The sequence below is a fragment of the Streptococcus mitis genome (assembly GCF_047460035.1).
Classification (GTDB): domain Bacteria; phylum Bacillota; class Bacilli; order Lactobacillales; family Streptococcaceae; genus Streptococcus; species Streptococcus mitis_DW.
In genome coordinates this window covers 84,343-105,085 of sequence record NZ_JASHHB010000002.1, presented here as the reverse complement: position 1 = coordinate 105,085, position 20,743 = coordinate 84,343, and the positions used below count along the sequence as shown (strand labels likewise).

The following is a 20,743-nucleotide window of genomic DNA, read 5'->3' as shown; positions in this document are numbered from 1 at the left end:
AAATTAGGAAAAGAAATGTTAAATTACCCTGTAGTCATCCATTTTCATCGAAAAAACGGGGATTATGCAGCCTGTTCATTTAGTAGAAAACAGGCGGACAATGTTGAAAAATTGTATTATGAAAATAACTTTTTTGGAGCAAAGTTCTCCTTCACAGTTACAAGTCAAGAAAAGTTAGAAAACCTGAAGTTTTCTGTCGAGATTGATGGGACAGTTAAGGAATATTCCGTGCGTTATAACTACTATCCGCTTCTGACAGAAGTTTGGATTTTAGAGGGCGACGAGACTGTTTATTATTCTGAAAACCCAGCCATTGCTAGTCCTTACTACAAAGATCAAAATCCATTTGCTTTTGATAGAGCAATACATAGCGCTAGTTTTGATCACCACTGGGGCTACCAAGGAGAACTAGGTTACAGTCTTTCAGATTATCAGACTAGCTTTAAACTTTGGGCTCCTACGGCTACTGCTGTACAGGTGGTTGTCTACGAAAATACCAGCAACGACGCTCCGATTTGGAAAACCTTTAATCTAGAGCGTGGTAATAGCTATTCATACAGTCATAAGTACAATACCATTGGTGTTTGGAGTCTAGACTTAGATGAAAATCTTGCTGGCAAGGCTTATCAGTATCAGATTGACTTTCCTCACCACCAGACTGTGACGAGAGATCCTTACACGATTGCCACAAGTCCTGACGGCAAACGTTCCGTAATTCTTTCTCATCAAGACAGACAAGTAGAAGGATTTGTGGTCAAACATGGAACAGAAGCGCCTTGGCGTTTGGAAAATCCATGTAAAGCAGTTATCTGTGAAATGCATATCCGAGATTTAACCAAATCTCCGACCTCTGGAGTTGCAGAGCATCTCCGTGGAACCTTCCTTGGTGCTGCCCAGACTGGAACTGTAAACCAATTCGGACAAGCAACCGCCTTTGACTATATCAAAGAACTTGGCTGCAACTATGTTCAACTCCAGCCTATCTTTGATCGCCATAAGGAATACGATGAGGATGGAAATGTAACCTATAACTGGGGTTATGACCCTCAAAACTACAATGCACCAGAACCAAGTTTTTCTAGTAATCCAGATGATCCAGGGCAGGTCATTCGTGATTTGAAGACCATGGTTCAAGCCTATCACGATGCGGGGATTGGTGTCATTATGGACGTGGTTTATAATCACACCTTTTCAACGGTTGATGCACCTTTCCAAACAACTGTCCCTGATTACTACTATCGTATGAATCCAGACGGTACCTTCCAGAATGGAACAGGTGTTGGAAATGAAACAGCCAGTGAACACGAAATGTTCCGCAAGTACATGATTGATTCTCTTCTATACTGGGTACAGGAATACAATATTGACGGCTTCCGTTTTGACTTGATGGGTATTCATGATGTCAAAACCATGCAAGCGATTCGTTGGGCGCTAGATGAGGTTGATCCCCGTATTATCACTTATGGAGAAGGCTGGGATATGGGAACAGGTCTTGCAACTTATGATAAGGCCAAGAAGGATAATGCCTACCAAATGCCAAATATCGGATTCTTCAATGATAATCAGCGTGATGCGGTCAAAGGAGGAGAAGTTTATGGTGCAATCAAGTCAGGATTTGTAAGTGGTGCAGCCACTGAACCAATCATTGCCAAGGCCATTCTTGGTAGCCGAGAATTGGGTTCTTATCTCAGTCCAAACCAGGTTCTCAACTATGTTGAAGCCCATGACAATTACAATCTTCATGATTTGTTGGCGACTCTTCATCCTGATCAAAGTTCAGACCAGATTATGCGCAAGGTTGAGACGGCGACAGCAATGAACCTTCTCATGCAAGGAATGTCCTTTATGGAAATTGGCCAAGAATTTGGTCGAACCAAATTAATTCCGACGGGTGAACATGGACAACTCACTTCGGCAGACCGAGAACGTGCTATGAATAGTTACAAGGCTCCTGACAGTGTCAACCAGATAAACTGGGATTTAATCAATGAAAGACAAGAAAGCATTGACTTTGTCCGTCAAATTATTCGACTGAAAACACAGACTAGCGCCTTTTCTTATCCTACATACGAAGAAGTTTACCGTCATGTCTTTGTTCACACAGCTGCAGAAAATAGCGGATGGATTGTTTACGAGATTCACGGGGGGCCAGAACATCTATTGGTAGTATTCAATGCCAAGGGAACTTCCTTATACTTTGAAAATGCAGGAAATCTAGAAATGCTTGTGACCAATAGTCGTTCGAAACAAGAAAATGTCATTGATGATACTAGTGTCGCAGTGCTAAAAGTACTCTCTTAAATGCATAAACTAAAAAGGGTTAGATTGTCTAATCCTTTTTATCATTTATAAGTTTTCAATGAAGATTAGAATCAAGTTTCAAATAGTTTGAAAAACCAAGCTTGTGAAAATAATCTCAAAAAATTGCAAAAAGGGTTGTAATTTTCTGAAAATTTGGTAAAATATATCTTAATCATTTTCAGGAGGACGAGAATTTGACAAGATATCAGAATTTAGTAAATGGAAAATGGAAATCAGCTGAAAAAGAAATTACGATTTATTCACCAATAAACCAAGAAGAATTAGGGACTGTTCCAGCTATGACTCAGGCAGAAGTAGATGAGGCTATGAAAGCTGCGCGTGCAGCCCTGCCAGCTTGGCGAGCTTTATCAGCAGTTGAACGTGCGGCTTATTTGCACAAAACAGCAGCTATTTTAGAACGTGATAAGGAAGAAATTGGTACTATACTTGCCAAAGAAGTGGCAAAGGGAATTAAAGCAGCTATTGGAGAAGTGGTGCGTACCGCAGACTTGATTCGCTATGCTGCTGAGGAAGGTCTCCGTATCACTGGACAAGCAATGGAAGGTGGCGGTTTTGAAGCAGCAAGTAAAAATAAATTGGCCGTTGTTCGTCGCGAGCCAGTTGGTGTCGTGCTGGCTATCGCTCCCTTTAATTATCCAGTTAATTTATCTGCTTCTAAAATTGCACCTGCCTTGATTGCAGGGAATGTAGTCATGTTTAAGCCACCAACACAAGGTTCTATTTCTGGGCTCTTGTTGGCTAAAGCGTTTGAAGAAGCAGGGATTCCGGCTGGTGTTTTCAATACCATTACGGGTCGTGGTTCAGAAATTGGGGATTATATCATTGAACACAAAGAAGTCAACTTCATCAACTTTACAGGTTCAACTCCTATCGGAGAACGTATTGGTCGTTTAGCTGGTATGCGTCCAATCATGTTGGAGCTTGGTGGGAAAGATGCAGCCTTAGTACTAGAAGATGCAGATTTGGAACATGCTGCCAAGCAAATTGTTGCGGGTGCCTTTAGCTATTCAGGTCAACGTTGCACAGCCATTAAACGTGTTATTGTTATCGAAAGTGTAGCAGATACACTAGCTGCTTTGCTTCAAGCAGAGGTTACTAAATTAACAGTTGGCGATCCATTCGACAATGCTGATATCACACCAGTTATCGACAATGCTTCAGCAGACTTTATTTGGGGCTTGATTGATGATGCACAAGAAAAAGGTGCTCAGGCTCTTACACCAATCAAACGCGAAGGCAATCTTCTATGGCCAGTGCTTTTTGACCAAGTTACAAAAGATATGAAAGTGGCATGGGAAGAGCCATTTGGTCCTGTTTTACCAATTATCCGTGTGGCTAGTGTAGAGGAAGCCATTGCCTTTGCCAACGAATCTGAATTCGGCCTTCAATCCTCAGTCTTTACAAATGATTTCAAAAAAGCATTTGAAATTGCTGAAAAACTTGAAGTGGGTACAGTTCATATAAATAATAAAACCCAGCGTGGTCCAGATAATTTCCCATTCCTTGGTGTCAAAGGTTCTGGCGCTGGAGTGCAAGGAATTAAATATAGTATTGAAGCGATGACAAATGTCAAATCCATTGTTTTTGATGTGAAATGAAATGTAAAATCAGGAGATTCGTTTCCTGATTTATTTTTTTACTTAAAATTATATTTTTTGTTAGCTAAATAACGAACTTTGTGATAGTATTATTAAAAAACAATTCGTTTTCAAAGCGTTTCTGAAAATTTCTTGATTTACAAGTGAACACATCAGTGAATTTGTTGAAGACTTTCAAAAGATTTTTTTGCAAATTCCGTAATTTACTTGAATCTTCCCTAAAAAGGTAGTATAATAAATCTATAGAAAACGCTTACAGAATTAGGAGGGTGTATGGATAAGAATAATGCTTTAAAAACCTTTATGACAGGTGAAAATTTTCACCTCCAGCACTATCTGGGAGCTCATAGGGAAGAAAAAAATGGTGAGTATGGCTACACTTTTCGTGTGTGGGCACCTAATGCTCAGGCTGTACACTTGGTAGGGGATTTCACCAATTGGATTGAAAATCAAATTCCAATGGAACGGAACGAATTTGGAGTCTGGGAAGTCTTTACCAGTCTTGCTTACGAAGGCCAAATTTATAAGTATCATATCACACGTGCAAATGGTCATCAGCTTATGAAGATTGATCCTTTGGCTGTACGGTATGAGGCACGACCTGGTACTGGGGCTATTTTAACAGAAATTCCAGAGAAAAAATGGAAAGATGGACTTTGGTTAGCTCGTAGAAAACGCTTGAGCTTTGAAGAGCGTCCCGTCAATATTTACGAAGCTCATGCTGGCTCTTGGAAGAGAAATCCTGATGGTAGTCCTTTTAGTTTTGCTCAATTGAAAGATGAACTCATTCCTTACTTGGTCGAGATGAACTATACTCACATTGAGTTTATGCCCTTGATGTCTCATCCTCTTGGATTGAGTTGGGGTTACCAGCTTATGGGTTACTTTGCTTTAGAGCATGCCTATGGTCGCCCTGAGGAATTTCAAGATTTTGTTGAGGAGTGTCACTTAAACAATATTGGGGTTATTGTGGACTGGGTACCTGGTCACTTCACTATTAATGATGATGCCTTGGCCTATTATGATGGAACACCGACTTTTGAATATCAAGACCATAATAAGGCTCATAACTACGGTTGGGGCGCACTCAATTTTGACCTTGGAAAGAATGAAGTCCAGTCCTTCTTGATTTCTAGTATTAAGTTTTGGATTGACTTTTACCATTTGGACGGTATTCGTGTGGATGCAGTGAGCAATATACTCTATCTAGATTACGATGATGCCCCATGGACGCCTAATAAAGATGGGGGCAATCTCAACTACGAAGGCTATTATTTCTTAAAACGTTTGAATGATGTCATTAAACAAGCTCATCCAGACGTTATGATGATAGCTGAGGAAAGTTCATCAGCTACTCAGATTACTGACACCAAGGATTCAGATGGTCTTGGCTTTGACTACAAATGGAATATGGGTTGGATGAATGATATCCTACGATTCTACGAAGAAGACCCAATTTACCGTAAGTATGACTTTAATTTAGTGACTTTCAGTTTTATGTATGTCTTCAAGGAGAATTATCTCCTACCATTCTCACATGACGAAGTGGTTCATGGCAAGAAGAGTATGATGCACAAGATGTGGGGAGATCGTTATAATCAATTCGCAGGCTTGCGTAATCTCTACACTTACCAAATTTGTCACCCTGGTAAGAAATTGCTCTTCATGGGTAGTGAATATGGGCAATTCCTAGAATGGAAATCTGAAGAACAGTTGGAATGGTCTAACCTAGAAGATCCAATGAATGCTAAGATGAAGTATTTCACTTCTCAGCTAAACCAGTTTTACAAAGACCACCGCTGTCTGTGGGAAATTGATACCAGCTATGATGGAATTGAAATCATCGATGCGGATAATAGAGACCAGAGTGTTCTTTCCTTCATCCGTAAGGGTAAGAAGGATGATATGTTAGTCTGTATCTTTAATATGGCACCTGTTGAACGAAAAGATTTTACAATCGGACTTCCTGTTGCAGGGATTTACGAAGAAGTTTGGAATACTGAGTTAGAAGAGTGGGGAGGCGTTTGGAAAGAACATAATCAAACTGTGCAAACGCAAGAAGGACTATGGAAAGATTATGAGCAGACCTTGACCTTTACCCTACCGGCTATGGGAGCAAGTGTTTGGAAAATCAAACGCCGCTTGAAACCTACTAAAACCGTCACAAGTAAAAACCAAAAAGGAGTAGAAAATGAAGAATGAAATGTTAGCTTTGATTCTTGCTGGTGGGCAAGGAACTCGTCTCGGTAAACTCACTCAAAGCATTGCAAAACCAGCTGTGCAATTTGGTGGGCGCTACCGTATCATTGACTTTGCTCTTTCAAACTGTGCCAACTCAGGCATCAACAATGTTGGAGTCATTACACAGTACCAACCACTTGCTCTCAACAACCATATTGGTAATGGTTCAAGCTGGGGACTAGACGGTATCAATTCTGGTGTCTCTATTCTTCAACCTTATTCTGCAAGTGAAGGAAATCGTTGGTTTGAGGGGACTAGCCACGCTATTTACCAAAATATTGATTATATCGACAGTGTCAATCCTGAGTATGTCTTGATTCTATCTGGGGACCATATCTACAAAATGGATTATGATGATATGCTCCAGTCTCACAAAGATAATAATGCCAGCTTGACAGTAGCGGTTTTAGACGTCCCTCTTAAAGAAGCTAGTCGTTTTGGTATTATGAACACAGATGCCAATAACCGCATTGTTGAATTTGAAGAAAAACCAGCTCAACCTAAATCTACAAAAGCTTCTATGGGAATTTACATTTTTGATTGGCAACGTCTGCGCAATATGCTTGTTACTGCTGAAAAGAGCAATGTCGATATGTCAGACTTCGGTAAGAATGTCATTCCAAATTACCTTGAGTCAGGTGAAAGTGTCTATGCATATGAGTTTAATGGCTACTGGAAAGATGTTGGTACTATTGAGTCACTTTGGGAAGCTAACATGGAATATATTTCACCAGAAAATGCCTTGGATAGCCGTAACCGTCAATGGAAGATTTACTCAAGAAACTTGATTTCACCACCAAACTTCCTTGGGGCAAATGCTCACGTGGAAGATTCCTTGGTTGTTGATGGCTGTTTCGTAGATGGAACTGTTAAACATTCTATCCTCTCAACAGGTGCGCAAGTTCGCGAAGGGGCAGAAGTAGTAGATTCAGTTATCATGAGTGGTGCAATTGTTGGTCAGGGAGCTAAAATTAAACGTGCCATTATTGGTGAAGGTGCAGTTATTTCTGATGGTGTCGAAATTGATGGAACAGAAGAAGTACAGGTTGTAGGATATGATGAAGTAGTGGGGGTAGCAACAGATGAAGATTGATAAATATTCTGCCATTTTAGGAAACACAGTTGGTTTTCATGATATGTCAACATTGACCGACCACCGTCCAGTAGCTAGTTTGCCATTTGGTGGGAAATATCGTTTGATCGACTTCCCGCTCTCAAGTCTTGCTAATGCAGGTGTCCGTAGTATCTTTGGTATTTTCCAACAAGATAATATTAGCTCAGTCTTTGACCATATCCGTTCAGGACGTGAGTGGGGCTTGTCAACTCTTCTTAGCCACTATTATCTAGGTATTTACAATACTCGTGTGGAAAGTAGTACAGTTGGAAAAGAATACTACCAACAACTTCTTACTTACTTGAAACGTTCTGGCTCAAACCAAACAGTTGCCCTCAACTGTGATGTTTTGATTAACATTGATTTGAACCAAGTTTTCCATCTACATAGTACAACAAAAGGGTCTATCACTGTAGTTTATAAAAAACTAGCTAAGAAAGACATTTCAGAAGTAAACGCAATCTTGGAAGTGGATGAAACAGACCATGTTCGTTCTCATAAACTCTTTGATAGCAAGTTACCAGATCAAATCTATAACATGTCTACAGATATCTTTGTCGTTGATACACCTTGGTTGATAGAACGCTTGGAAGAAGAAGCTAAAAAAGAACATCCAGAGAAGTTGCGCTATGTTTTACGGGATTTGGCTGCAAAAGAAGGGGCTTTTGCCTACGAGTACACAGGTTATCTAGCAAATATTCATTCTGTAGAGTCTTATTACAAAGCTAACAAAGATATGCTTGAATCACAAAAATTCTACTCTCTCTTCTCACCAAATCAAAAGATTTATACAAAGGTCAAAAACGAAGAGCCAACTTATTATGCTAATACATCTAAGGTAAGCACTTCTCAGTTTGCCTCTGGTAGTATTATTGAAGGTCAAGTGGCTAATTCTGTTTTATCACGTAATATTCATGTCCATAAGGATAGCTTGGTTAAAGATAGCATCTTATTCCCTCGTGTTGTTATTGGAGAAGGTGCTCAGGTAGAATATGCTATCTTGGACAAGGGTGTTGAAGTTGCGGATGGAGTTGTGATCCGTGGAACTGCAGAACATCCAGTCGTCGTTAAGAAAGGTGCTAAAGTAACAGAGGATATTCATTCATGAAAATTTTATTTGTAGCAGCTGAGGGTGCACCCTTTTCAAAAACAGGTGGTTTGGGAGACGTCATTGGTGCTCTTCCCAAATCACTGGTAAAAGCGGGACATGAAGTTGCAGTAATTCTCCCCTACTATGATATGGTAGAGGCTAAATTTGGAAATCAGATTGAAGATGTGCTTCATTTTGAGGTGAGTGTTGGTTGGCGCAGACAGTACTGTGGGATTAAGAAAACAGTCTTAAATGGTGTAACCTTCTACTTTATTGACAACCAATATTATTTTTTCCGTGGTCATGTTTACGGTGATTTTGATGACGGTGAACGCTTTGCTTTCTTCCAACTAGCTGCCATTGAGGCTATGGAAAGGATTGACTTTATTCCTGATCTTCTCCATGTTCATGACTACCATACAGCTATGATTCCTTTCTTGTTGAAGGAAAAATACCGTTGGATTCAAGCCTATCAAGGAATAAAAACTGTTTTAACCATTCATAATTTGGAATTCCAAGGACAATTTTCAGAAGGAATGTTATGGGATTTGTTTGGAGTTGGCTTTGAGCGTTATGCTGATGGCACCCTTCGATGGAACAACTGTCTGAACTGGATGAAGGCAGGTATTCTCTATGCGGATCGTGTTTCAACCGTTTCACCTAGTTATGCTCATGAAATTATGACCAGTCAGTTCGGATGTAACTTGGATCAAATTCTTCGAATGGAGTCTGGCAAGGTGTCTGGTATCGTGAATGGGATTGATGCTGATCTTTATAATCCTCAGACGGATGCTCTTTTAGACTATCATTTTAATCAGGAAGATTTGTCTGGTAAAGCCCAGAATAAGGCAAAATTGCAAGAAAGAGTTGGCTTACCCGTTAGGGCTGATGTTCCACTGGTGGGAATTGTTTCTCGTTTGACACGTCAAAAAGGTTTTGATGTGGTGGTCGAAAGTCTTCACCATATCTTGCAAAATGATGTTCAGATAGTTCTTTTGGGAACTGGTGATCCAGCCTTTGAAGGAGCTTTCTCATGGTTTGCTCAGATTTACCCAGACAAGCTATCAGCAAATATCACTTTTGATGTCAAACTAGCTCAAGAAATCTACGCTGCCTGTGACCTCTTCCTCATGCCAAGTCGTTTTGAACCGTGTGGTTTGTCTCAAATGATGGCTATGCGTTATGGAACCTTGCCATTGGTCCATGAAGTTGGTGGCTTGCGAGATACCGTTCGCGCTTTCAATCCAATCGAGGGAAGCGGTACTGGCTTTAGCTTTGACAATCTATCTCCTTACTGGTTGAATTGGACTTTCCAAACAGCTTTGGACTTGTATAGAAACCATCCTGATGTTTGGAGAAATCTACAAAAACAAGCTATGGAGTGTGATTTCTCATGGGATACAGCCTGCAAGTCATACCTTGACTTGTACCATAGTTTAGTTAATTAATAGATAAAATCGTATGATGACTTCATACGATTTTTGGGCTGTTTTTGGGCTATTTTTTGGGCTATTTAGAGAGGAGAACTGATGTCTAAAGTAAAAGGTTTGTGTGTTATGGATGTTGATGGAACCTTAATCCTAGAAGAAGTGATTGATCTTTTGGGTAGAGAGGCAGGTCGTGAGGAGGAAATTTCGCAGATTACAAGTCGGGCAATGCGAGGAGAGTTAGACTTTGAAAGCAGTTTAAGAAAAAGAGTTTCCTTGTTGGAAGGTCTTCCTGTTTCGGTCTTTGATACAGTCTTCAACTCTATTCATCTATCTCCAAATGCCCAGGAATTCATTTCCATTCTCCAAAAGAATGGAATCCTAGTTGGTCTGGTGTCCGGTGGATTTACTCCAATAGTTGAGAGATTAGCAAAATCTCTTGGAATTGCCTATTTTTCTGCCAACCAACTTGAAGTCAAAGACGGTCTTCTAACAGGAAAATTAGTTGGACAAATTATCAGTCCCGAGGTTAAAAAAGAGACTCTGGAACAATGGAGAAAGGAACTGCAACTTCCTAGAGATAGAACGGTTGCAATCGGTGATGGGGCTAATGACTTATTAATGTTGAAGTCAGCAGGACTGGGAATTGCTTTTTGTGCCAAAGAGGTACTCAAAAAAGAAATACAATATCATGTTGACAAGAGGGATTTTTTAGAAGTTCTTCCTTTGATTGGCTTTTTAGAATGAGGGAAAATATGAAGATTGTAATTGCACCAGATTCATTTAAGGAAAGCTTGACCGCTGATCAGGTAGCTGAAGCAATAAAAAGAGGCTTCCAACAATCAATAGCAGATGTAGAATGTCTCCTCTGCCCTATTGGTGATGGGGGAGAAGGTACTGTAGATGCTATTCGACATTCTCTTGACCTTGAAGAAAAATGGATCCAAGTGACAGGCCCTTTTGGCCAAAAAGAAGCCATGCGCTATTTTCAAAAAGGGGGACTGGCACTATTTGAAGTTGCTGATTTAGTTGGCCTTGGAAAAATTCCAATAGAGAAACGACATCCACTTCAAATCCAAACTTGTGGTATTGGAGAGTTGATTCGTCATCTCATTGCTAAAGGGATTACAGAAATCTATATCGGCGTTGGTGGCACGGCCAGTAATGACGGAGGAATTGGGATAGCTGCTGGATTGGGTTATCAATTTTATGATAAGGATGGAAATGTCTTGCCTGCATGCGGTCAATCCTTACTAAAATTAGCTTCTGTTTCAATAGAAAATCGCTATGAAATTCCTGAAGATTTGCAAATTCGTATTTTAGCAGATGTCGCGAGTCCCTTATGTGGTCCTCAAGGTGCGACTTACACTTTTGGCAAACAAAAAGGTTTACATCCTACTATGTTTGCAGTCGTAGATCAGGCAATACAAGATTTTTATGAAAAAATCTCACCTGCAATATTGGAAATAAAAGGAGCAGGAGCTGGTGGAGGCATTGCTGGAGGTTTGTGTGCCTTTGCTCAGGCAAATATCGTGTCGGGAATTGATACCTGCTTGAACCTAATCAACTTTGATAAGAAAGTTTCACATGCTGACTTGGTTGTTGTAGGAGAAGGAAGGCTAGATCGTCAAAGCTTATCAGGTAAAGCGCCTATTGGTGTTGCAAAAAGAACCCCTGTCGGAGTTCCTGTCATTGCTATTTGTGGTAGTCTTGCTGACGATTTACCACCTTTACCATTTGAGAATATCCAAGCGGCTTTTTCTATTTTGGAGAAAAGTGAACCTTTAGAAGATAGTCTGAAAAATGCCAGTTTCTATTTGGAGCACACGGCTGCCAATATTGGGCGTTTATTAAGTATGCGCAATATTTAGCCAAACCATTTCTTCCATAAGGATGTTTTGGCTGGTTCTTCCTTTTTAACTTCCCAAAGTTTTGCAAAAGCAAGTCGAAGGTCCTTTTCTTCTACTTGAACTGGTGCATTGCTATGAATAATCAGGCCAAAAGGAGAAGAAGCGTGCTCTTCAGATACTATTGTAGCTTGACTATCAGTTTCTTTTGCTTCTTTTAAGTAGAAAACTTGCTTGTCAAATTCAATAGTCGGTGAAATCTTCACAAATAGTGGCTTTGCTTTTTCCTGAAGGGTTTCTAAAATGGATAAAAAGCCTTTTTCTAACTGAGGGCTATTTGCTGTGTCAATATCTGCATATCCAAGAACTCTTTCCTCGAAGGTACCAAGATAGCGTCTTTGCTCATCTGGATTTAATTTTGCTCCACCATGAGCTTTTTCAAGTAATTGTTTTGATAAATCTGTCATGAAAACAGTATATCATAAAAGTTAGAATAAAACAGACAAAAGAAAGCGATTACTTTATAAAGTTAAGGAAAATTTGCACAAAGATAACGTTTTTTCTTGAAAAAGGAGGGGTTTTAAGGTATTATAGAGGTGTAAAAAATTTAACTCATAAGGAGAGTAAAAAATGTCAATTATTACTGATGTTTACGCTCGCGAAGTCCTAGACTCACGCGGTAACCCAACACTTGAAGTAGAAGTTTACACTGAATCAGGTGCTTTCGGACGTGGTATGGTTCCATCAGGAGCTTCTACTGGTGAACACGAAGCAGTTGAACTTCGCGACGGTGACAAATCTCGTTACGGTGGTCTTGGTACACAAAAAGCTGTTGACAACGTAAACAACATCATTGCTGAAGCTATCATTGGCTACGATGTACGTGATCAACAAGCTATCGACCGTGCTATGATCGCTCTTGACGGTACTCCTAACAAAGGTAAATTGGGTGCAAACGCAATCCTTGGTGTGTCTATCGCTGTAGCTCGTGCTGCTGCTGACTACCTTGAAATCCCACTTTACAGCTACCTTGGTGGATTCAACACTAAAGTTCTTCCAACTCCAATGATGAACATCATCAACGGTGGTTCTCACTCTGACGCTCCAATCGCTTTCCAAGAATTCATGATCGTACCTGCTGGTGCGCCATCATTCAAAGAAGCTCTTCGTTGGGGTGCTGAAATCTTCCATGCTCTTAAGAAAATCCTTAAATCTCGTGGTTTGGAAACAGCCGTAGGTGACGAAGGTGGATTTGCTCCTCGTTTTGAAGGAACTGAAGACGGAGTTGAAACTATCCTTGCTGCGATCGAAGCTGCTGGATATGTTCCTGGTAAAGACGTATTTATCGGATTTGACTGTGCTTCATCAGAATTCTACGATAAAGAACGTAAAGTTTACGACTACACTAAATTTGAAGGTGAAGGAGCAGCTGTACGTACTGCTGCAGAACAAATCGACTACCTTGAAGAATTGGTAAACAAATACCCAATCATCACTATCGAAGATGGTATGGATGAAAATGACTGGGACGGTTGGAAAGCTCTTACTGAACGTCTTGGTGGTAAAGTTCAATTGGTTGGTGACGACTTCTTCGTAACAAACACTTCTTACCTTGAAAAAGGTATTGCAGAAGGTGCTGCTAACTCAATTCTTATCAAAGTTAACCAGATCGGTACTCTTACTGAAACATTCGACGCTATCGAAATGGCGAAAGAAGCTGGTTACACTGCCGTTGTATCACACCGTTCAGGTGAAACTGAAGATTCAACAATCGCTGACATCGCAGTTGCAACTAACGCAGGCCAAATCAAGACTGGTTCACTTTCACGTACAGACCGTATCGCTAAATACAACCAATTGCTTCGCATCGAAGATCAACTTGGTGAAGTAGCTGAATACCGTGGATTGAAATCATTCTACAACCTTAAAAAATAAAATAGTTCAGTGAACTATTTTATCCCGAACCTTGAAATTCAAAAGTTCGGCCGTTGATTTAACAACGTTTCTAGCCCCTCGGATTTTTTCCGAAGGGCTATTTTTGTATTTAGGGGACAAAAAAGGGGCAAAACATTTCAAGACAGTTCATTTACCAAAAAATACGATTCTGCTAATATAATTGAAAATGATGGAAAAAAGGGTGGATTTATGATATACTTTAATGTAGGACCTTTTTAGAAATTTTGAAAGAGCATAAAAAATTTAGAATGAGAAAAATTGTTATCAATGGTGGATTGCCCTTGCAAGGTGAAATCACTATTAGCGGTGCTAAAAATAGCGTTGTGGCCTTAATTCCAGCTATTATTTTGGCTGATGATGTGGTGACTTTGGATTGTGTTCCAGATATTTCCGATGTTGCTAGTCTTGTCGAAATCATGGAGTTAATGGGTGCTACCGTTAAGCGTTATGACGATGTGTTAGAGATTGATCCACGAGGTGTTCAAAATATTCCAATGCCTTATGGGAAAATCAATAGTCTTCGTGCATCTTATTATTTTTATGGAAGTCTTTTAGGTCGCTTTGGTGAAGCTACAGTTGGTTTACCTGGAGGATGCGATTTGGGACCACGTCCTATTGACTTACACCTTAAGGCTTTTGAAGCAATGGGAGCTACTGTTAGCTACGAGGGAGATAACATGAAGTTATCTGCTAAATATGTGGGACTTCATGGTGCAAGTATTTACATGGATACGGTTAGTGTCGGTGCGACGATTAATACGATGATTGCTGCGGTTAAAGCAAATGGGCGTACTATTATTGAAAATGCAGCCCGTGAGCCTGAGATTATTGATGTTGCAACTCTCTTGAATAATATGGGTGCCCATATCCGTGGGGCAGGAACTAATATTATCATTATTGATGGTGTTGAAAGATTACACGGAACCCGTCATCAGGTGATTCCAGACCGTATTGAAGCGGGAACATACATTTCCTTAGCTGCTGCAGTTGGTAAGGGAATTCGTATTAATAATGTTCTTTATGAACACTTAGAAGGGTTCATCGCTAAGTTGGAAGAAATGGGAGTGAGAATGACTGTATCTGAAGACAGTATTTTTGTCGAAGAACAGTCTAATTTGAAAGCAATCAATATTAAGACAGCTCCTTATCCTGGTTTTGCTACTGACTTGCAACAACCAATTACTCCTCTCTTGTTAACAGCAGAGGGGCGTGGTACCATTATTGATACCATTTATGAAAAACGAGTAAACCATGTTTTTGAACTAGCAAAGATGGATGCAGATATTACGACTACAAACAACTACATTTTATATACCGGAGGACGTAGTTTACGTGGTGCAAATGTAAAAGCAACTGACCTGAGAGCTGGGGCCGCACTTGTCATTGCTGGTTTAATGGCTGAAGGCAAAACTGAAATTACAAACATTGAGTTCATTTTACGTGGATATTCAGATATTATTGAAAAATTACGTAATCTAGGAGCGGATATTACACTTGTTGAAGAATAAACCGTAGAGGTGTTTATGAATATTTGGACCAAATTAGCAATGTTTTCTTTTTTTGAAACGGATCGCTTGTATTTGCGTCCTTTCTTTTTTAGTGATAGTCAGGACTTCCACGAGATAGCTTCAAATCCAGAAAATCTTCAATTTATTTTCCCAACTCAGGCAAGTCTGGAAGAAAGTCAATATGCATTAGCGAATTACTTTATGAAGTCCCCTTTGGGAGTGTGGGCAATTTGTGACCAGAAAAATCAACAAATGATTGGTTCTATTAAATTTGAGAAGTTAGATGAAATCAAAAAAGAAGCTGAGCTTGGCTATTTTTTGAGAAAAGATGCTTGGTCGCAAGGATTTATGACAGAGGTTGTTAGAAAAATTTGTCAGCTTTCTTTTGAGGAATTAGGCTTAAAACAATTATCCATTATTACCCACCTTGAAAATGAAGCTAGCCAAAGAGTTGCTCTTAAGTCTGGATTCCGTTTGATTCGTCAGTTTAAGGGAAGTGATCGCTACACAAGAAAAATGCGGGATTATCTTGAATTTCGGTATGTAAAAGGAGAATTCAATGAGTAAGCATCAGGAAATTCTAAGCTATTTGGAGGAATTACCTGTCGGTAAAAGGGTCAGTGTTCGTAGCATTTCCAATCATCTGGGAGTCAGTGATGGAACGGCTTATCGGGCTATTAAAGAAGCTGAAAATCGTGGAATTGTAGAGACTCGTCCAAGAAGTGGTACTATCCGTGTCAAATCTCAGAAAGTTGCTATAGAGAGATTAACTTTTGCTGAAATTGCTGAAGTGACTTCTTCTGAGGTTCTGTCTGGTCAAGAAGGTTTAGATAGAGAATTTAGTAAGTTCTCTATCGGTGCCATGACTGAACAAAATATCCTGTCCTACCTTCATGATGGGGGACTCTTGATTGTCGGAGACCGTACTCGTATCCAACTGTTAGCACTTGAAAATGAAAATGCTGTTCTTGTGACAGGAGGATTTCATGTTCATGATGACGTGCTTAAACTGGCCAATCAAAAAGGAATTCCTGTTTTAAGAAGCAAACATGACACTTTCACTGTCGCGACCATGATCAATAAAGCCTTATCAAATGTCCAAATCAAGACTGATATTCTGACAGTTGAGAAACTTTACCGTCCGAGTCATGAATATGGTTTTCTGAGAGAGACAGACACTGTTAAAGATTATTTGGATTTGGTACGTAAGAATCGTAGCAGCCGTTTCCCTGTTATCAATCAACATCAGGTCGTTGTTGGGGTTGTTACTATGAGAGATGCGGGTGATAAGTCACCAAGTACCACAATTGATAAAGTCATGTCTCGTAGTCTATTTTTGGTTGGATTATCGACAAATATTGCCAATGTGAGTCAACGGATGATTGCTGAAGACTTTGAAATGGTACCGGTTGTTCGAAATAATCAAACCTTGCTTGGGGTTGTAACAAGACGAGATGTCATGGAGAAGATGAGTCGTTCCCAAGTTTCTGCTCTACCTACTTTTTCTGAACAGATTGGTCAAAAACTTTCTTATCACCATGATGAAGTAGTGATTACAGTGGAACCCTTTATGCTAGAGAAGAACGGTGTTTTGGCTAATGGTGTATTGGCAGAGATACTGACTCATATGACCCAAGATTTAGTTGTGAATAGTGGTCGCAATCTCATCATCGAACAAATGCTGATCTACTTTTTGCAGGCTGTTCAGATAGATGATATACTGCGCATTCAGGCACGTATTATCCATCATACTAGACGATCAGCTATTATTGACTACGATATTTATCACGGTCATCAGATTGTTTCAAAAGCAAATGTGACTGTTAAAATTAATTAGAAACTAGGAGAAATAATGATAACATTAAAATCAGCTCGTGAAATCGAAGCTATGGACAAGGCTGGAGATTTTCTAGCAAGTATTCATATTGGCTTACGTGATTTGATTAAGCCTGGCGTAGATATGTGGGAAGTTGAAGAATACGTTCGCCGTCGTTGTAAGGAAGAAAATTTCCTTCCGCTTCAGATTGGAGTTGACGGTGCCATGATGGACTATCCTTATGCTACCTGTTGCTCTCTTAACGATGAAGTAGCTCACGCTTTCCCTCGTCACTATATCTTGAAAGATGGTGATTTGCTCAAAGTTGACATGGTTTTGGGAGGTCCCATTGCTAAATCTGACCTGAATGTCTCAAAATTAAATTTCAACAATGTGGAGCAAATGAAAAAATACACTCAGAGCTATTCTGGTGGCCTAGCAGACTCTTGTTGGGCTTATGCTGTTGGTACACCGTCCGAAAAAGTGAAAAACTTGATGGATGTAACTAAAGAGGCCATGTATAAGGGGATTGAGCAGGCTGTTGTTGGAAATCGTATCGGTGATATCGGTGCGGCTATTCAAGAATACGCTGAAAGTCGTGGATACGGTGTAGTGCGAGATTTGGTTGGTCATGGTGTTGGCCCAACTATGCACGAAGAGCCAATGGTTCCCAACTATGGTATTGCAGGTCGTGGACTTCGTCTTCGTGAAGGTATGGTCTTGACCATTGAACCGATGATCAATACAGGTGACTGGGAAATCGATACAGATATGAAAACTGGCTGGGCGCATAAGACCATTGACGGTGGATTGTCATGTCAGTATGAACACCAATTTGTCATTACTAAAGATGGTCCGGTAATCTTGACTAGCCAAGGTGAAGAAGGGACTTATTAATAAAAAGTGAAAAGGCTACTGGAAGTTCATTTCTAAAGAATCTAGTAGATCTTTTCATATTAAATAAACGCATTGTATCAAGTTTTTAAGTGCCTGATATAATGCGTTTTTCTGGCTTTAAAATTCTTACCTCAATATATTGTACTTTATAATCATTTCAAAAAAATGAACTTTCTACACTGTTACACTTCAGGTAAAAAATATGTTTCAGATTTTCTGTTACAGAAATAGATATCATTATGAAATAATTATTTTATATTTACTACTATTTCTATAAAAACCACAAAGATATTGGCAAACTATCTGATAAATAATTATTTCGTGTTACCAACAAGGCTACGAGGAAGGATTTGTTGCCTATCGTGGTTATGATGTTTAATGAATCTTTAAAGATTGCTTTAGAGCCTTATCATTCGGAATTGTTTTTGCCTATTTTGAACTCTGCTGAACGTGAAAGAAAGTAAAACCGAGAGGGTGTAGAGGAATTATATCTTCTTGATTTTAGTAGTCAATTCGATACTCTCACGACAGAAGATTTAAAGGATTACTTTGATGGAGAAATTATCATTGTTTCACGTTATTATTGTAGATTCTAAAAGAAATCAATTCAGTACATTACCTCTTTTTATTCTTTTTCAAAGGTAAATCCTTCTCCAAGGATTTCGTGAGCTTCTGTAATAGTTATAAAGGCTTGAGGATCGATTCGATGAATCATTTCCTTCATTTTCACAATTTCATTTCTTCCGACAATACAGTAAATGATTTTTAAATCTTCTCGACTATAATAACCTTGACCTGAGATGAAAGTAACGCCTCTTCCTAGGTCATCATTAATCGCCTTAGCAAGTTGGTCAGGACGTTTTGTGATAATCATAAATCCTTTACCTGCATAGCCACCTTCGCCGATCAAATCAATAACACGAGAAACGATAAAATCAAATAAGAGCGTGTAGGTAACTAATCTCAGATCCTTAAAGATTAGGAGAATAAGCATGAGAATACAAAAATCTAAGATAAAAAGCAGTTTTCCCATAGATATATGAGTGTATTTATTGATAATACGAGCTACAATATCAGTTCCACCAGTTGTCCCACCAGCATTGAAGATAATTCCGAGCCCAATTCCCAATAGAATCCCAGCTATAAGGGCTGTGATCAGTAAATCACCTTGAAGATCAATATGAAGGGGAATACGCTCAAAAAAAGCCAACCAGGCGGACAAGGCTAAGGTTCCTAGTAAACTAGAATAGAGAGATTTTGCTCCAAAAATCTTCCAAGCTAGGATGAAAAGAGGAATATTAATCAGCAAGTTCATGAGCGAAACAGGGATTTTAAAAAGATAAAAGGTGATAAGGGTAATACCTGTTGCCCCTCCTTCAAAGAGATGATGAGGAACTACAAAATAAGTCAGCCCAAAAGCATAAATAGCAGCACCTAGTAAAATGGTAAAAATGGGGTAAATTTTTTTAATCATAGGACACCTCTTTTCTTATAAGTTGATTATATCAAATTTTTACGGAAAATTTGATTGACTCCATTAGGATTTTTAATCTTTTTTTGATATAATTAAAAGTAAGAAAACCAATCTGAATCCTAAAATAGAAAGATTGATACTATGACAAAAATTAAGATTGTAACCGATTCATCTGTTACTATTGAACCTGAACTAGTAAAACAATTAGATATCACTGTTGTTCCGTTATCTGTAATGATTGATAATGTTGTTTATTCTGATGCGGATTTGAAAGAAGAAGGTAAATTTCTTCAGTTGATGCAAGTAAGTAAGAACCTCCCGAAAACAAGCCAGCCCCCTGTAGGTGTCTTCGCTGAAGTTTTTGAAGACCTATGCAAGGATGGTAGCCAGATTCTTGCTATTCATATGTCCCATGCTCTTTCTGGTACTGTAGAAGCAGCGCGACAGGGTGCTAGTTTATCTACTGCCGACGTGACAGTTATTGATAGTTCCTTCACTGACCAAGCCCTGAAATTCCAAGTTGTTGAGGCTGCGAAGTTAGCACAAGAAGGCAAAGATATGGAGGAAATTTTAACTCGCATAGAAGAGGTAAAAAAACACACAGAACTCTATATTGGCGTTTCGACTTTGGAAAATCTTGTTAAAGGTGGACGAATTGGGCGTGTAACTGGATTGTTGAGCTCACTTCTCAATATACGTGTTGTCATGCAGATGAAAGACCATGAATTGCAGCCAATCGTTAAAGGTCGTGGAGCTAAAACTTTTAAAAAATGGTTAGATGAGTTGATAACGTCGCTCTCTGAACGTTCTGTAGCAGAGATTGGAATTTCATATTCTGGTAGTGCTGATTGGGCTAAAGAGATGAAAGAAAGCTTACAAGCTTATGTTGAAAAGCCAATTTCAGTTTTGGAAACGGGCTCTATTATTCAAACTCACACGGGTGAGAACGCTTGGGCTATTTTAGTACGTTACTACTCTTAAAAAAATAAATAAAATGGGAAGAAATAGCGTTTTTAACTTGACCTAAAAGGGATTTTAGGATATGATTATAATTGTTAATTAGAAATTAAATTGGAGGAATCATTAACATGGCAAACAAACAAGATTTGATCGCTAAAGTAGCAGAAGCTACAGAATTGACTAAGAAAGACTCAGCAGCAGCAGTTGAAGCTGTATTCGCAGCAGTAGCTGACTACCTTGCAGCTGGTGAAAAAGTTCAATTGATCGGTTTTGGTAACTTTGAAGTTCGTGAGCGTGCTGCACGTAAAGGTCGCAACCCACAAACTGGTAAAGAAATCACAATTGCAGCTTCTAAAGTTCCAGCATTCAAAGCTGGTAAAGCTCTTAAAGACGCTGTTAAATAATCAGCCTTTGAAAGTCCTGTTATATCAAGCATTTGAGCTTGTGTGACAGGCTTTTCTTTTGGTTTTGGGGCATTTTTGGGGCAGAATCT

General features: G+C 39.4%; 17 protein-coding genes and 1 pseudogene. 16 read left to right on the top strand and 2 right to left on the bottom strand.

All coding sequences use genetic code 11. From position 1 onward, the window contains the following. Positions 1-15: 15 nt before the first annotated feature. The 8 genes from pulA to QM956_RS02290 all read left to right on the top strand — a co-directional run bounded on the left by pulA (position 16) and on the right by QM956_RS02290 (position 11,663). Positions 16-2,301, top strand: coding sequence for a type I pullulanase (gene pulA, locus QM956_RS02325; protein WP_414302167.1), 2,286 nt, complete (start codon positions 16-18; stop codon positions 2,299-2,301). 194 nt (positions 2,302-2,495) lie between these two features. Continuing rightward, a complete protein-coding gene (locus QM956_RS02320; RefSeq protein WP_000199367.1) occupies positions 2,496-3,920 on the top strand; it encodes an NADP-dependent glyceraldehyde-3-phosphate dehydrogenase in 1,425 nt (474 codons plus the stop codon). 273 nt (positions 3,921-4,193) lie between these two features. Beyond that, positions 4,194-6,122 (top strand): 1,4-alpha-glucan branching protein GlgB, encoded by a 1,929-nt coding sequence (gene glgB, locus QM956_RS02315; RefSeq protein WP_049544246.1) that lies wholly within the window; start codon positions 4,194-4,196, stop codon positions 6,120-6,122. Beyond that, complete coding sequence (locus QM956_RS02310; RefSeq protein ID WP_049491443.1) at positions 6,112-7,254, top strand: glucose-1-phosphate adenylyltransferase; 1,143 nt, start codon at positions 6,112-6,114, stop codon at positions 7,252-7,254. Before glgB ends, QM956_RS02310 begins: the two co-directional genes overlap by 11 nt. Then, positions 7,244-8,383 carry a glucose-1-phosphate adenylyltransferase subunit GlgD gene (glgD, locus tag QM956_RS02305; RefSeq protein ID WP_265480432.1) on the top strand — a complete coding sequence of 380 codons (1,140 nt, stop codon included), beginning with the start codon at positions 7,244-7,246 and terminating at the stop codon, positions 8,381-8,383. Before QM956_RS02310 ends, glgD begins: the two co-directional genes overlap by 11 nt. Next, on the top strand, positions 8,380-9,813 hold the full coding sequence (glgA, locus tag QM956_RS02300) for a glycogen synthase GlgA (protein ID WP_033677205.1): 1,434 nt from the start codon (positions 8,380-8,382) through the stop codon (positions 9,811-9,813). The genes glgD and glgA overlap by 4 nt, the downstream gene beginning before the upstream one ends. 81 nt (positions 9,814-9,894) lie before the next feature. After that, positions 9,895-10,539, top strand: a complete 645-nt coding sequence (serB, locus tag QM956_RS02295; RefSeq protein WP_414302166.1) for a phosphoserine phosphatase SerB — start codon at positions 9,895-9,897, stop codon at positions 10,537-10,539. A gap of 8 nt (positions 10,540-10,547) precedes the next feature. Next, the gene (locus tag QM956_RS02290; protein WP_414302165.1) at positions 10,548-11,663 is read left to right on the top strand and encodes a glycerate kinase; all 1,116 of its coding nucleotides are present in this window, start codon (positions 10,548-10,550) and stop codon (positions 11,661-11,663) included. Here QM956_RS02290 and QM956_RS02285 read toward each other — a convergent pair. Beyond that, positions 11,660-12,106: a DUF1694 domain-containing protein gene (locus tag QM956_RS02285; protein WP_265480429.1), complete on the bottom strand. Its 447-nt coding sequence runs from the start codon at positions 12,104-12,106 to the stop codon at positions 11,660-11,662. The two genes, QM956_RS02290 and QM956_RS02285, sit on opposite strands and share 4 nt — an antisense overlap. Positions 12,107-12,269: 163 nt before the next feature. Here QM956_RS02285 and eno point away from each other — a divergent pair, with 163 nt between their 5' ends. The 6 genes and pseudogenes from eno to QM956_RS02255 all read left to right on the top strand — a co-directional run. Then, positions 12,270-13,574, top strand: a complete 1,305-nt coding sequence (gene eno, locus QM956_RS02280) for a surface-displayed alpha-enolase (RefSeq protein ID WP_000022821.1) — start codon at positions 12,270-12,272, stop codon at positions 13,572-13,574. Positions 13,575-13,843: 269 nt separating this feature from the next. Beyond that, entirely contained in the window at positions 13,844-15,103 is a 1,260-nt protein-coding gene (locus QM956_RS02275) for a UDP-N-acetylglucosamine 1-carboxyvinyltransferase (protein WP_060628257.1), read from the top strand. 15 nt (positions 15,104-15,118) lie between these two features. Next, entirely contained in the window at positions 15,119-15,670 is a 552-nt protein-coding gene (locus tag QM956_RS02270) for a GNAT family N-acetyltransferase (protein ID WP_060628259.1), read from the top strand. After that, positions 15,663-16,940, top strand: coding sequence for a CBS-HotDog domain-containing transcription factor SpxR (spxR, locus tag QM956_RS02265; RefSeq protein ID WP_004254268.1), 1,278 nt, complete (start codon positions 15,663-15,665; stop codon positions 16,938-16,940). The genes QM956_RS02270 and spxR overlap by 8 nt, the downstream gene beginning before the upstream one ends. A 15-nt stretch (positions 16,941-16,955) precedes the next feature. Then, positions 16,956-17,816 carry a methionyl aminopeptidase gene (locus QM956_RS02260; protein WP_084887236.1) on the top strand — a complete coding sequence of 287 codons (861 nt, stop codon included), beginning with the start codon at positions 16,956-16,958 and terminating at the stop codon, positions 17,814-17,816. 314 nt (positions 17,817-18,130) lie between these two features. After that, positions 18,131-18,388, top strand: a pseudogene (locus QM956_RS02255) (nucleotidyl transferase family protein); the annotation flags it as partial. A 53-nt stretch (positions 18,389-18,441) separates the two neighbouring features. Here QM956_RS02255 and QM956_RS02250 read toward each other — a convergent pair. Then, a complete protein-coding gene (locus tag QM956_RS02250) occupies positions 18,442-19,290 on the bottom strand; it encodes a YitT family protein (RefSeq protein ID WP_084887238.1) in 849 nt (282 codons plus the stop codon). 141 nt (positions 19,291-19,431) lie between these two features. Between QM956_RS02250 and QM956_RS02245 the strand changes: the two genes are divergently transcribed. Both QM956_RS02245 and QM956_RS02240 read left to right on the top strand, forming a co-directional pair. Continuing rightward, on the top strand, positions 19,432-20,271 hold the full coding sequence (locus QM956_RS02245; RefSeq protein WP_084887240.1) for a DegV family protein: 840 nt from the start codon (positions 19,432-19,434) through the stop codon (positions 20,269-20,271). Positions 20,272-20,378: 107 nt separating this feature from the next. Beyond that, complete coding sequence (locus tag QM956_RS02240; RefSeq protein WP_001284637.1) at positions 20,379-20,654, top strand: HU family DNA-binding protein; 276 nt, start codon at positions 20,379-20,381, stop codon at positions 20,652-20,654. Positions 20,655-20,743 lie beyond the last annotated feature (89 nt).

Bases quoted from the DNA above. Each gene is read 5' to 3' on its own strand.
- QM956_RS02260 (WP_084887236.1), top strand. From the start codon at position 16,956: ATGATAACATTAAAATCAGCTCGTGAAATCGAAGCTATGGACAAGGCT.
- QM956_RS02285 (WP_265480429.1), bottom strand. From the start codon at position 12,106: ATGACAGATTTATCAAAACAATTACTTGAAAAAGCTCATGGTGGAGCA.
- QM956_RS02275 (WP_060628257.1), top strand. From the start codon at position 13,844: ATGAGAAAAATTGTTATCAATGGTGGATTGCCCTTGCAAGGTGAAATC.
- QM956_RS02240 (WP_001284637.1), top strand. From the start codon at position 20,379: ATGGCAAACAAACAAGATTTGATCGCTAAAGTAGCAGAAGCTACAGAA.
- pulA (WP_414302167.1), top strand. From the start codon at position 16: ATGTTAAATTACCCTGTAGTCATCCATTTTCATCGAAAAAACGGGGAT.
- serB (WP_414302166.1), top strand. From the start codon at position 9,895: ATGTCTAAAGTAAAAGGTTTGTGTGTTATGGATGTTGATGGAACCTTA.
- glgA (WP_033677205.1), top strand. From the start codon at position 8,380: ATGAAAATTTTATTTGTAGCAGCTGAGGGTGCACCCTTTTCAAAAACA.
- eno (WP_000022821.1), top strand. From the start codon at position 12,270: ATGTCAATTATTACTGATGTTTACGCTCGCGAAGTCCTAGACTCACGC.
- QM956_RS02310 (WP_049491443.1), top strand. From the start codon at position 6,112: ATGAAGAATGAAATGTTAGCTTTGATTCTTGCTGGTGGGCAAGGAACT.
- glgD (WP_265480432.1), top strand. From the start codon at position 7,244: ATGAAGATTGATAAATATTCTGCCATTTTAGGAAACACAGTTGGTTTT.
- QM956_RS02270 (WP_060628259.1), top strand. From the start codon at position 15,119: ATGAATATTTGGACCAAATTAGCAATGTTTTCTTTTTTTGAAACGGAT.
- QM956_RS02250 (WP_084887238.1), bottom strand. From the start codon at position 19,290: ATGATTAAAAAAATTTACCCCATTTTTACCATTTTACTAGGTGCTGCT.
- QM956_RS02290 (WP_414302165.1), top strand. From the start codon at position 10,548: ATGAAGATTGTAATTGCACCAGATTCATTTAAGGAAAGCTTGACCGCT.
- glgB (WP_049544246.1), top strand. From the start codon at position 4,194: ATGGATAAGAATAATGCTTTAAAAACCTTTATGACAGGTGAAAATTTT.
- spxR (WP_004254268.1), top strand. From the start codon at position 15,663: ATGAGTAAGCATCAGGAAATTCTAAGCTATTTGGAGGAATTACCTGTC.
- QM956_RS02245 (WP_084887240.1), top strand. From the start codon at position 19,432: ATGACAAAAATTAAGATTGTAACCGATTCATCTGTTACTATTGAACCT.